Raw genomic sequence first — 13139 nt, forward strand, 5'->3', positions numbered from 1 at the left:
GCTAGACTGACTAACCGTGGCTCTTTACCGGAAATATCGTCCAGCAACCTTCGCGGAAGTGGTAGGCCAAGAGCAGGTCACCACGCCCTTGTCCGCTGCCCTTGATGCGGGGCGCATTAACCATGCCTACCTCTTTTCCGGCCCACGTGGCTGCGGAAAGACGTCGTCTGCGCGCATCATGGCCCGCTCGCTGAACTGCGAACAGGGCCCCACCTCCGCGCCGTGCGGGGTGTGCGATTCCTGCGTCTCGCTGGCCCCTGGCGGGCCGGGCAACTTGGATGTCACGGAGCTCGACGCCGCCTCTCACAATGGTGTCGAGGACATGCGTGAGTTGCGTGACCGCGCCTACTACGCGCCAGCGGAGTCACGCTACCGTATCTTCATCATCGATGAGGCTCACATGATTTCTGCCTCCGGTGCGAATGCCTTGCTCAAGGTTGTCGAGGAACCACCGGAGCACGTCATCTTCATCTTCGCCACGACGGAGCCGGAGAAGATCATCGGCACCATCCGTTCGCGTACCCACCACTACCCCTTCCGCTTGCTGACCCCGCCGGCGATGAAGGGGCTGCTGGAGCGCACCGTGGCCTCGGAGAACGTCCACGTGGATGACACCGTGTACCCCATGGTCATCCAGGCCGGCGGCGGTTCGCCGCGCGATACCTTGTCCATCCTGGACCAGCTGTTGGCGGGCGCGGGTCCCGATGGCTTGACCTACGATGTGGCCCGTCCGCTTCTGGGTGTCACGGACGAGGGCCTGCTGGATAACACGGTTGAATCCCTGGCGAACCAGGATAAGGCTGGGCTCTTCCGGCTTGTCGACGATGTCATTGAGGCGGGCCACGATCCTCGCCGCTTTGCCATTGACCTATTGGATCGTCTGCGGGATCTGATGATCCTGCAGGCCGTCCCCTCCGCCCTCGAGGAAGGTTTGGTCTCTGCGCCGACTGACCGCGGGGAGGTCCTTACCGCCCAGGCGCAGCGTTTCTCCGGCCCGCAGCTGGCCTACCTGGCGGAAACCGTCAACGAGCGCGTGTCCTCCCTGCGGGGAGCGACGTCCCCACGGCTACTTCTAGAAATTTTGTGTGCGCACCTCATCGTTGGTGCCGCCCCCGCAGCGGCAGCGGCCGGTCAGCTACCCACCGCTGCCCCGCAAGGTGCGGGAGCGCAGCCTTCGGCACCCGCAGGGCAGCCCACCGCGCCTGCTCAGCGCCAGCAATCTGCGGTCGCCAGCGCCCAGGATCCCGCGGCCGCCGCTGCGGCTATCATCGCGCAGCGCCGCAGCCGTCAAGCAGCAAAGCAAGAGGCCCAGCAACAGCAACCACTGCAGCAACCGCAGCAGGCCGAAAAGGCTCAGGAAGCAGTCCAGCAGGCGCAGCAGACCCCAGCCCCCGAGGACTCGCAGCCCCAAGTGCCAGAGCGTTCTGCACAGCCGGAGGCGCAGCCTGAGCCGCAGCCAGAGCAGCCTAAACAGCGCCAAGAGCAGCCGGAGCGCCAGCAACAGGAACAGCACGAACAGCAGCAACAGGAGCAGACGGAACAACAAGAACAGGCTCGAGAACAGCATCCTGAGGCTGAGCAGCCTCAGGACCCAGCCGCGGAGATTCGCGGGCGTTGGTCGGACCTGCGCGCCACCATTGGCCGTCGCAACAAGGTCGCTGAAATCATGCTCGCCGAAGCCCGTGTCCTTGGCGTGCGTGATGACACCTTGGTTCTTGGGCACACCACCGGTGCGCTGGCGGAACGCATCAATTCTCCAGGCACCAACGAGGTCATCGTGACCGTCCTTCAGGAGGAGCTCAACCGCACCCTGAAGGTCACGTGTGTCATCGGCACCGACCCGAAGGCCCACGGGTTCACGGTGACTGAGCCAGTTCAACGTACCCAGTGGAACCCCAACCAACCGCCACGTGAGCCCGCTGAGCCCGACGAGGAGGCAGAGAGTCCGGAGACTCCGGACGACGCTACTGATTCGCACTCTTCCGAAACTGCGCCAGCTTCCACAGCAGAAACAGAATCTGAAGAGGTCGGCAAGACCAGCGAACCCGAGGTGAAGGAACGCGGCGACGCTAGCGATGACCCGTGGGGCGCGCCGCGTCGGATCGGGCAGCAGGGGCCGTCGTCTGAAATGACGGCGGATCAGCCCCAGTCTCAGCACGGTGCGCGCGAGGATGCAGGCACGCGACCGGAGACTGCCCCGCGCGGGGCAGCAGTGCCCCCAAAGAGGGAGGCCCGTGGCAGCCAATGGCGATCACGCATCGCGCAAGCGAGCCAAGTAGCGGCCCAGCGGGATGAAGAGTTTTCCAAGGTTCCCAAGTTTGGCAACGGCGTTCCGCTGCCGCCGGAGCCGGGCCCGGACGAGGGTGAGTTCGAAGCACCACCGGAGGACTACGGTCCGCCGGCAGGGATGGGTGGGGCGCCGGAAAGCGCAGGCCAAGCGCCTGCCGCGCCACAACAGCCTGCGCCTCAACAAGCTCCCGCCCCGCAGCCAGAATACACCCGCGCGGATGAGGAACGCGAGATGATGGAGGCCGCGCAGAACGCCGGCGAGATGGACCACCGCAATGCCACGGAAGTCGCGATGGAGCTCCTCGCACAGGAGTTGGGAGCGCGGCGGCTCTAGCGTGGCATCTGTACACTTGGCCCGTAGTGAAAATAACCGTGTGAAAGGATTTTTAGCATGACTGAGAACGACCCGATGCAGCAGGCAAATGACATGAACGAGATCCTGGCGCAGGCCGCCCGTGTCCAGGCTGAGCTGGAGAAGGCTCAGAAGGAAATCCTGGCCGCCACCGTTGAGGGTAGCGCTGGCAATGGCCTAGTGAAGGTCACCATGACCGGCGGCGCTGAGCTGCAGAGCGTGTCCATTGATAAGTCCGTCGTCGACCCGGAGGATATCGATACCCTTCAGGACCTCATCGTTGGCGCCTTCAAGGAGGCTCACGCTGCTGCTGGCCGCCTGGCCCAGGAGAAGATTGGCCCGCTGTCCCAGGGCATGGGGCAGTCCCAGCAGAACTACGATGGTCCGTCCATCCAGGATGTCTTCGGCGGTAACCAGTAAGCCGCGCGTTAGACTTAAAGGCCGTTGTTGCCCTCTTGCGGAGGGCGGCGCGGCCTTTTGTTGTGTCTCCAGCCGCTAGGGCTTAGGGGATTGTTGAGTGAGGGGAGCATTGCGTGTTTGAAGGACCTCTGCAGGATCTCATCGATGAGTTCTCGCGCCTGCCGGGTATTGGCCCGAAGTCAGCGCAACGCATCGCCTTCCACGTACTGCATCAAGACCCAGAGGAGATTGACCGCCTCCAGAAGGCGCTGGGGGCAGTGCGTGATGGGGTGACCTTCTGCCGCATCTGCTGCAATATTTCCCGCGAGGAAGTCTGCCGCATTTGCATCAATTCGCAGCGCGATGCTTCCACCATCTGCGTGGTGGAAGAGCCCAAGGACATTCAGGTTATCGAGCGCACCGGCGAATATGACGGCCGCTATCACGTGCTCGGCGGCGCACTCGATCCGTTGGCGAACGTGGGCCCGAAGGATCTCAACATCTCGCAACTACTGCAGCGCCTCGGCGGCGTGCTACCGGACCGAGAGCTGGCGGACTCCACCCCGGAGGAGCCGCTTTACGACGACTCCCCGGACATCACCGAGGTCATCCTCGCCACCGATCCCAACACCGAGGGCGAGGCCACCGCAGCTTATCTTGTGCGTCTGCTACGAGACTTCCCGGGACTGAAAATCACGCGCCTAGCTTCCGGCATGCCGCTGGGCGGCGACCTTGAGTTCGTCGATGAGCTGACGCTTTCGCGTGCGTTGAGCGGCCGCCTAACGGTTTAAACCGGCGCTTCAGAAAATAGAGAATTAACCGTTGAACTTTTTCGCCAGAGCTTCCATATCGGTAGGACTCATGGGGATTTCGGGTTTGGAAAACAACTGCGGTAGCTGCCAAGATGATTCGCATAAACGTCCCGACCTGTTCCTGCGGCACGAATCTTGCTGTGGGGACTACTCGCATGGGCTAGTCGGTTTCCGAAATACTTGATTGCCCAGTCGAAATCCTTGAAATCTGGGTCATATTTGTAGGCTGAAATCCTTCCAAGTAGGGCAAAGATCCAATCTGCGCACTGAACTGTTTGGTAAAGATGGCTTTCTACTTCGAGCCGACCCGTACGGTTACTTCGCATCCCTGTCAGCTAATGAACAACGCGCAATCATTGCTGCAGTTGAACGTGCCAGGGTCACTGACATCAATCCTCAGGTAGCGCCTTTTGCGACCGCCCAGTTGGACCCCTACCGGATATATATCCAGGGCCTTGAAATGCTGTCCTGCATCGCGCTGGTCGATGTAGTATCATGCGGCATCGCCAATCAGGCAGCCACAACCGCGAGTATGGAAGCGCAGAACCGGTTTCCTGGCGCCACATCACTCCACAATGGAAAGGGCGATGTTTTTCGGCACTGCTCGTGGAATGCCCTGATGACGATGAGAATCGGTGCAGATGCAGCTGAACGCATTGCTACTAACCACGAAACTGTCGCTCAGGGGCCAGCGGATGAGACCAGCATGGACCTGTATAACAATGCCCAAGGTCGATTTCTTGGATTTGCTTTCGCAAGTAGTGGCGACGAAGCTTCTGCTCTGAACCAGTGCGCCCTCTGGGCTAGCATTGGACTGCTATCTCCACTTTCCTAGGATAGGCACGAGAAGGGGTTTATGTTAATGAGACGCATGATGGCGCGGATAGGGTTCACTAGTATTGTCTCCCTATTACTCTCCTCTTGTAGTTTTGATGACCCATTGGCTTCTCATCTCGCGTCCCTAGGACGATCGGGACATGCAATGCCCGTTACTGAGTCCATCACACTGGAGGAACTCTACGGACCAGAGTGGACTGAGTTTTCGCTCGTGTGCCCATACACTCCGTATCAAACAGTCAAAGAAACACTTATGGCTGATGATCCCCCTGTTCCAGAACACGGCTTCTCCGATCACGAAAACTTCCTCTTTCTTAGAGGAAAGGGCGACAGCGAACAATGGGTGAGGTTCTCTCGACAGGCTCTCGATCTGTGTTCTCCATCAAGTCCGTCTTCTTTAATCATGGAGTCAACGACAGTTGCTCTCACTTTTTCTCTGGATAATCCGGGTAGTGCTTGGATTCTAACCGACTTGAACAAGTAGTCATATGGGCTCGCTGCTCCTGGGCAGTATCGGGAACACTCAGATTGGGGTCAGCGTGCACGCCCAGGCGATCATCGTCGCGGCCTTGAACGAGCAGTAGGATCGTCTTGATGGTGGCCAGCAACGGAGCATCGTGAACGCTCTGGACGCGTCTACCGCTGCGACTGAAGAGGCCGAAAAGTGGGCGAGGGATCGCCTTCGCCCTGCCGAATAACCCCGGCTAATCCACCCGCGAGGTTGACAAACTATATAGGAACACCCCCTGGATACGCGAAAACTCGTGTTGTTCACACGAGCTTCGGAAGTGGAGCACCTTAGTGCGTCCGTTGCCTACGGTACCGTGTGCCGAAGGTTGTGGTCAATCGGTTCAGTTAGTTACTTCTATTGATATCTAGCGCTGCGAGCGCGGCGGCTCCGAGGCGTTAAAACGCTCGGTGCGCAGCTGGTTAATGGCAGGGATGTTCAAGGGCTCAAGCTCGCTGAGCGCGACTCCCATGGCCTTGGCCAGCAGCAGATCCGCCAGCTGCGGGTTGCGCGCCAAGACGGGGCCGTGCATGTAGGTGGCGATAACGCTGCCCTGTACCGCGCCCTCGGCACCGCGCTGGACGGCCCTGTCGGAGAGGTCCAGAATGGCGGCGGTATCCGCATTGCCGGTTCCGCGCGTGAGCGTTCCCAGCGGTTGGGCGGCAGGCCCCAGGATGGTTGCACCCATGTGGTTCTCAAAACCGGTGAGCGGCTCGGTGAGCTCAGCGGTGATTCCGGCCTTGGTCGGTTCCGTGGCTACCTCACCGATAGCGCGCTCGGTCATGGAGGCGGTGGTGGCGTCGATGAGCCCCACACCATCCACCACGCGGCCGGACGCACGGAAGGACTCGCCGAGTACCTGTAGGCCTGCACAAATCGCCAGAATCGGGCGCTTCGCGGCCGCCGCGCGGGTCAGGCCGCCATCGGCGATGAGGTGCTCTGCGGCGAGAATCTGCGCGGTGTCCTCGCCGCCGCCAAGGGTGTAGACGTCGAGAGAATCCGGCACCGGCTCACCTAGCTTGATGGGCACGATCTCAGCCTCGTGGCCGCGCATGCGGGCGCGCTGGCGCAGGACCAGGGCGTTGCCGTCATCGCCGTAGGTACCCAGGATGTCAGGGAGGATGAGGCCAATCTGCAGGCTAGTCATTCGAGTGCTCCTTTGCTGCTGCGGCGGTGAGGGCCTTCTTCAGATCACGGAAGGCGGTGTAGTTGGCCAAGACCTCGATGCGGCCCTCCGGGCAGGATTGAATAGCGGCGAGTGGGTCTGCGATGAGCTCGTGCGAGATATCCGCATAGACCAAACGCACTGCGAGGTCGGTGCCGCGCTCACCCGCTGCCTTGACGGGAATACCTTCGAAGTCCTCAAAGCGAACGTCCCATAGCCAGGACATATCAATACCGTCGGCGACGTGGCCATTGGCGGCGATGACCAAGCCATCTGCCTCTCGGTCCACCATGGACAGCGCTTCTTGCCAGCCGGCCGGGTTCTTGGCCAGGAGGAGACGAATCGTGCGCTTGCCCAGCGTGATGGTGGAGTAGCGTCCGGCCACATCATCGACGCCTTCCGCAGCGGCAATGGCCTTGTGGCGGTCCACGCCGAAAGCTTCGACCGCGGCGGCGACGGCTTGGGCAGCATTGCCGCGGTTCGCGCGGCCTGGGAGGGAAAGGCGCAGCTTATCGACGCCCTCCGGGCTCACCAGCCCGTCCTCCGTCACTGCCCAGGTGGGGGTGGGGCGGCGGAATGCGCGGCCGTCGGCAAGCGGCTTGACCGCGTGCCAGTCCTCGCCCTCGCGTACGATGTGGCCCCCAGTGCGCGGGCAAGTGACGGATTCACCCATCCAGCCGGCACCCGCGGAAACCCAAATGACATTCTTCGCGTCATAGGCCACGGAGGTCATGAGGACGTCATCGCAGTTGGCGATGACGAGCATGTCCGGGTGGGCCTCGACGGCGCCGCGCAAGGCGCGCTCAATCTTGTTGATCTCACCCACGCGGTCCAGCTGATCGCGGGAAAGGTTCAGCAGCACCAGCGCGGTGGGGTTGAGATTATCCGCGACGTGGGGAACGTGAAGCTCGTCTACCTCAAGGACTAGATGGCTCGCATCTTTGCCGGCCAAGAGCGCGGAGATGATTCCCGCATCCATGTTGTCGCCACCATCGTTGGTGGCCACGGTGTGTTCGGCGCGCACTGCGGCGGCCAGCATGCGCGTGGTCGTGGACTTGCCGTTGGTTCCGGTGACCAGGATAGCCGGGCGCTGATTGGCCAAGTTCTGCATGATGGTGGGGTCGATGGCATTGGCGATGAGTCCGCCAATCATGCCGCCCGCGCCGCGGCCCGTGGCGCGCGAGGCGGTGGTGGCCAGCGCCGCAGCGGTGGTAGCGACCGCAGTGCGCGCGGAAGAAAACGCGCTTCGGAAGTTAAAATTCATGTTCCCCAGAGTAGTCGGGGGACCTTAGCTATCGGTGTTGTGTGAGCGGTTGTGTCCCGAGTTTTGCTGCTTCTGGTGGTTGCCACTACCGCGGCGGCCACGTCCACCGCGCCGGCGACGGCGGCGACCTTTATTGCCGCCCCTGTTCCGGTTGTTCGAGTCGGAGTCCGACTGGGCGCGCTTGTCACTCGCAGATCCGTCGGACGAAGAGCCCTGGTGCTTCTTCTGCGCGTGTTCCTGCTTGGCAGAGTGCTGAGTACCGGAGGACTTGCGGCGCGAGCGGCGGCGGTTCTTGTTCGTGGAACGATTGCGGTTGGATTGTCCGCTGCTGTGGCGTCCGCCCGAGTTACCCGTTGACTTAGACCCGGATTCTTCCTCTGGCTCCGTGGGTTCCTCGATGCGCTCGAGAGCGGCAAGGAAGGCAACGTCGGACATCAGGGGGATGTCCTTGCGGTGAGCGTGCATGGGCTTGCCCACGAGGTTGGTGGTGATGTTGCAGACCACCAGGGACGTTTCTCGGGTGAGCTTTTCCGAGTAGTTGAGCTCCTCGCGGGCTAGGGCGGCGATGATGGTATCGGGGTCCTCGGTGATTTCCGGGGCTACAACGATCTCCATGCCGCGGATGAGCTCCTTGCCGGGCACATACGCGCCAGGGTTGTGGTGCTGGCGGGGCGCTTCAGCAGCGTCGACGCGGACGTGGGAACGCTGCAGCCCAAAACGGTCCGCTCGCAGATCATCCGGTGCTGCACTGCTCAGTGGGCCTGAAGCTTGCGCGCGATAAAGATCCACAAGCAGGCGGGTTGCTTCGCGGGAGGTCTCCTTCTCCGGCTTCTGCGCACGTTCGACGCTGGCCGTGGGGTCAGGCGCTGGAAGGCCGGTATCGCGAGCAACTGTTGCCAGACGAATATCGGTGCCCCACACGCTTTGGCGACGAGCCGTGGCGAGGGTATCCACGATCGCCACTGGGGTGGGAACGTGTCCCACCTTGAATCGGCGGCGCCGGCCTTTGCCGCGGTTGCGATTGCGCGCGCGGTTTTGGCGGGCGGCGGCGGTCATTGCGCGGCGTGCCTCTGAGACGATGAAACCCCAGGTGTAGGGGGCGTCGTGGACGATGAGCGTGCGGCCATCGATGAGCCGGTCCAGTGGTTTGAGGAGCATGGAAAAGGACTGTCCTGCCTGGACTTCCTCAGCACTGAGACCGTGCAGGTGTTTAGGGCCTGGGTCCTCGCCCGGATTGATGACGGCGTGGAACTCTTGGCCGATTTCGCCTTCGGCGTTGAGGGTTAGCGCATCCACAGTGAGCAGTCTGCCGGTGGAAGGGTGGATGCCGGTGGTTTGGATGGTCAGCGCCACGAAGGGGAAAGCTGCGAGGGCTTCCTCGCGGGCGGTGGCCTTGTCCTTGTTGTCGTCCTTGTGCGGCTGGGCCGTTTGTTGCTCATTCCCGGTCTGTTTTTGGGCAGCCTGGTGCGGGCGTGGTCCCGGCTTCGGGGCGTTGGTGTTCGGTGACGCCGCGGCCGGCGTCCCTGCTGCGCTAGGTTGCGTTGCAGGCTTGGAGGGGCCGGGTGTCGTAGTCATTGTTCACAGTTTAGTCCCCAACTGCTAGGAAGCTGGAAAGGGCACACGTGACGTAGGCGTCAACCATCTAAATGGTGGAGAGGCGAGCTGTGCCGTGGGCTAACCGAATTCGATGACGGTGACATCGCCGTCGTGGTCTGGTACGAGTTCTTGAGGTGGCTGTACGGTTCGCGTCGCAGTCGGCCTAGCGGTCACAGTCACAGGGGCCTGGCCGCCTTCGTCCGAACGATCCTGGTTCGCTGGAGGGGCGGTGGTCGGTGGCGTGTGTGGAGTAGGTTGAGCTGAGGTATCGGGTGCCGACGTCGCTGGAATTGGCGTCGAGGCGGGCGCAGTCCGAGGCGCGCTATAAGGTGCCCGGCTAGGTTGCGTCGCCTGCGGGGCTGGCGTCGGGCTCGGCGTGCCCGCGTCAGCGGTGGGGCTATTGCCGTGAAGATGCGGCGTGCGTGCTGCAGGCTCTCCCGGGAGTGCTGGTTCGGACAGATCCGTTGGTTCGGGCAGTTCCGTTGGTTCAGACAGCTTCGTTGTCACTGTTGTTTCTGCCGCGGTTGGAAAAGCGGAGTGATCGAGCGTGCGTGAGGTAGCTTCGACGTCCTGGCTTTCGGAGCGGCGAGCGCCTGGGAGCGTACCTTTGGCTGCCTCCGCTGTAGCGGAACGTTCGCTGTTAGTTCTTATATCTCTATCCGGCTTGGCAGCGTGCAGCGAGGTGCCGTTCTCCGTCATGGCTGAGTCGGTGACATGATCATGGCTGGGGCGTGGTGTGCCCGGCAAAAATGCAACGCCCGCGGTGCCACCGACTACGACAGCAGCACCTGCTGCGCAGGCAAGCTTAAAACCGGTACTGGCCGCAGCTAATTGTGTTCCAGCCGTAGCGCTAGCCGCAGCGGAATTCAGGGAGAGAACTTGCGCGCCTTGCGAAGCAGTGGAAGTTGCAGTGTGCGCTACGGCAGTAGCATGGGTGCCTCCGAGTGGCGAGATTGCTGCATGTGCCTTACCGGCGTTCGCGACCGTCGCCGCAGCCGCCCCCGCCGCGGCCGCGATGACACTTGCGGTTCCCTCGGCGAGAGAAGTGTCTGGCGTTCCTTCTTCGGCGTAGATCGTGAGAGTTGGGGAATCGGGATCCGGTGTGAAGTAGGCGCGGGCAACTGCGATGAGACCCTCATGTTTGAAACCCGCGATAGTAGTGCTCAACCGTGTGGCCTGATTGTGCGGAATGGTGGCAACAAGCTCATCGTCCACGTGAATCTCGATAGCGCGGCGGAAGAAGCGCCGGCTATTCGACAAACGCACGAGGAGTTGGGCGGGGTGCTCCGGCAGGGAATGGGATGAGCTTGCAAACTCAGTGATGTGCAGCGAGTGATCCCCGCTGAGTAAGCCCCAGCGTTGTGCTGGAGGGACATTCTGGGGGACGCAGAGACCTGGTTCGGGGAGCAGCACCTCGAACGAAGGGATTCCGTCTGTCTCCGCATCTTCACGGAGAAGGATTTCTGCGGTAGCTTGCGGAGTTAATCCAGCGCCAATGATCGGATCCAGCTCTGCGTAGTCGGCGGATTGGGAGGCGGGAATGATACCGACGATGTCCTCTTCATATCGGACACGGAAGCCGGATTTTGAGTGCCCGCACAGAGTGACAGGGAGAAGGTTGTCCTCTGCTGAAGACAGTAGCTGCAAAAACACCTCTGGGTTGACAGTGCCAACCGTAAGGCGGCGGGGCTCACCAAAACCACAGTGGGGGACAACGTAGTTAGTGACCGTCATATTTTTCGCCTTCACTGCTCAAACCGCGACACATGCGCGCGGTGGTCAACCGAGCGTAGGAGGGAATACCATAGTGCAAACTAAAATCCTCTAAGGCACACGGGGGTTAGAATTCATTGCGTTAGTGTCGTGTCCATACATTATATAACCTGCCATGCTGGCCTACAACAGCGCATTCTCATCACGGAGTTGCAGGCTAGCGGCGTTGGCAGAAATACTCCGCTCCAGGATGTCTATCCAAAGTCGCTTGCGGAGGGGAACAAGGTAGCCGAAGGGCTGAGCTTCTTCTGCTTGCTTGGTGGCGGATTTAGTCAGCGCGGTTGACAGCAGACGTAATCGCGTTGATGGACGCGCGCGTTGTGGAGCCGGCGATGCCGGCACCCCAAACCTGGGCGCCGTTGACTTCGGCGGCAATGTAGCAGGCTGCCTCCGCATCGTCACCGGAGGTGCGGGACTGCTGGGAGTAGTCGATGACCTCAAAATCAATTCCGACATCCTCCAAGGCATTAGCGTATGCGGCGATAGGGCCGTTGCCGATGCCTGAGACGATGCGCTTTTCACCGTTGAAGGCGATGGTCGCGGTTACCTTAGCGTCCTCATCCTCCGTGGTGGAGTTGTCCACCTGGAAGGAGACCAGCTCCAGCGGGGAAGTGCGCTCAAGGAATTCGTTGGCAAAGATGTCCCACATGTTCTTGGAGTTGACCTCGCCGCCCTCGGCATCGGTCACCGCTTGGACCACGGAGGAGAACTCCGCCTGCATGGCGCGCGGCATGTTGATGCCGTGATCGGTCTTCATGATGTAGGCCACGCCGCCCTTGCCGGACTGCGAGTTGACGCGAATGACCGCCTGGTAATCGCGGCCGACATCCTTCGGGTCGATGGGTAGGTAGGGGACTTCCCAGGTGGTTTCCTGCAGCTCTTCCCAAGAAACCTCGGTGTTGTTCGCGCCTGGGCGTACCTCCTGCGCCAGGGCGTCCAGGCCCTTGTTGATGGCGTCCTGGTGCGAGCCGGAGAAGGCCGTAAACACCAGTTCGCCGCCGTAGGGGTGGCGCTCCGGCACGCGCAGCTGGTTGCAGTATTCCACGGTCTCGCGGATCTTCGGCAGATCGGAGAAGTCGATCTGCGGATCCACTCCCTGGGTCAGCATGTTCAGTCCCAGGGTGACGATGTCCACGTTGCCGGTGCGCTCACCGTTGCCGAACAGACAGCCCTCGATGCGGTCTGCACCGGCCATGTAGCCCAGCTCAGCGGCGGCGATACCTTCGCCGCGGTCATTGTGTGGGTGCAGGGACATGATAATGGAATCACGCCGAGCAAAGTTGCGGTGCATCCACTCGATCTGGTCGGCGTAGACATTCGGGCTGATCATCTCGACGGTGGAGGGCAGGTTGATGATCATGGGGTTTTCTGGAGTTGCCTCCATGATGTCGACAACGGCATCGCAGACCTCAACAGCAAAGTCCAGCTCAGTTCCTGTGAAGGATTCCGGCGAGTATTCCCAGCGCCAGTTGGTGTCCGGGTAATCCTTGGCAATGCTCTTGATGAGCTCCGCGGCGTCCGTTGCCAGCTTTTTAATGGCTGGGCGGTCCTTGCGGAAGACCACACGGCGTTGCAGCTTCGAGGTGGAATTGTAGAAGTGCACAATGACGTTCTTTGCTCCCTGGCACGCCTCGAAAGTGCGGCGGATCAGGTGCTCGCGAGCCTGTACCAGGACCTGAATGGTGACGTCTTCGGGAATCTTGTTGCCCTCGATAATTTCGCGAACGAAGTCGAAGTCCGTCTGAGAGGCGGAAGGGAAGCCCACCTCGATTTCCTTGTAGCCCATCTTGACCAGCAGGTCGAACATGCGGTGCTTGCGCTCGGGGCTCATCGGATCAATGAGGGCCTGGTTGCCGTCGCGCAGGTCCACCACGCACCACTGCGGGGCCACGGTGATTTTCTTATCCGGCCACGTACGGTCAGGCAGGCTAACCGGCTCGACCTCTTCGGCGAAGCTCTGGTAGCGGTGAACTGGCATCGAGGAACCGCGCTGTTTGTTCCAGGCAGGTTGGTTGTCATTGCGCGGGCCGGCTGGGGTGGTGATTTCGCGGGGAGCGGAGATGAAAGAATCGTTCGGGGACATGGTGTTTGTTCTCTTCCTTATCGAAGGCCTGAGGCCTGAAGCGTTTGTTTCGCCGCGTTGC

At 61.4% G+C, this 13139-nt stretch carries 9 protein-coding genes; 4 read left to right on the plus strand and 5 right to left on the minus strand.

Translation table 11 applies throughout. From position 1 onward, the window contains the following. Window positions 1-16: 16 nt before the first annotated feature. The 4 genes from CAURIM_RS00910 to CAURIM_RS12970 all read left to right on the plus strand — a co-directional run bounded on the left by CAURIM_RS00910 (window position 17) and on the right by CAURIM_RS12970 (window position 4687). Complete coding sequence (locus CAURIM_RS00910; protein ID WP_201828791.1) at window positions 17-2623, plus strand: DNA polymerase III subunit gamma and tau; 2607 nt, start codon at window positions 17-19, stop codon at window positions 2621-2623. A 57-nt stretch (window positions 2624-2680) separates the two neighbouring features. Further along, the gene (locus tag CAURIM_RS00915; RefSeq protein WP_010190004.1) at window positions 2681-3061 is read left to right on the plus strand and encodes a YbaB/EbfC family nucleoid-associated protein; all 381 of its coding nucleotides are present in this window, start codon (window positions 2681-2683) and stop codon (window positions 3059-3061) included. Between the two features lie 113 nt (window positions 3062-3174). Continuing rightward, window positions 3175-3831 (plus strand): recombination mediator RecR, encoded by a 657-nt coding sequence (recR, locus tag CAURIM_RS00920; RefSeq protein ID WP_010190001.1) that lies wholly within the window; start codon window positions 3175-3177, stop codon window positions 3829-3831. Between the two features lie 481 nt (window positions 3832-4312). After that, window positions 4313-4687 carry a DUF6973 domain-containing protein gene (locus CAURIM_RS12970; protein WP_371325732.1) on the plus strand — a complete coding sequence of 125 codons (375 nt, stop codon included), beginning with the start codon at window positions 4313-4315 and terminating at the stop codon, window positions 4685-4687. 877 nt (window positions 4688-5564) lie between these two features. Here the strand turns inward: CAURIM_RS12970 and CAURIM_RS00925 are convergent. The 5 genes from CAURIM_RS00925 to leuA form a co-directional block, all read right to left on the minus strand. Further along, entirely contained in the window at window positions 5565-6344 is a 780-nt protein-coding gene (locus tag CAURIM_RS00925; protein ID WP_010189997.1) for a type 1 glutamine amidotransferase, read from the minus strand. Then, entirely contained in the window at window positions 6337-7626 is a 1290-nt protein-coding gene (locus CAURIM_RS00930) for a Mur ligase family protein (protein ID WP_010189996.1), read from the minus strand. Before CAURIM_RS00930 ends, CAURIM_RS00925 begins: the two co-directional genes overlap by 8 nt. A gap of 24 nt (window positions 7627-7650) precedes the next feature. Then, window positions 7651-9201: a hypothetical protein gene (locus CAURIM_RS00935; protein ID WP_010189995.1), complete on the minus strand. Its 1551-nt coding sequence runs from the start codon at window positions 9199-9201 to the stop codon at window positions 7651-7653. 99 nt (window positions 9202-9300) lie between these two features. Next, window positions 9301-10956 carry a hypothetical protein gene (locus CAURIM_RS00940; protein ID WP_010189994.1) on the minus strand — a complete coding sequence of 552 codons (1656 nt, stop codon included), beginning with the start codon at window positions 10954-10956 and terminating at the stop codon, window positions 9301-9303. Between the two features lie 307 nt (window positions 10957-11263). After that, the gene (leuA, locus tag CAURIM_RS00945; RefSeq protein ID WP_010189993.1) at window positions 11264-13078 is read right to left on the minus strand and encodes a 2-isopropylmalate synthase; all 1815 of its coding nucleotides are present in this window, start codon (window positions 13076-13078) and stop codon (window positions 11264-11266) included. Window positions 13079-13139 lie beyond the last annotated feature (61 nt).

The organism is Corynebacterium aurimucosum (genome assembly GCF_030408555.1).
GTDB classification, from domain to species: Bacteria; Actinomycetota; Actinomycetes; order Mycobacteriales; family Mycobacteriaceae; genus Corynebacterium; species Corynebacterium aurimucosum.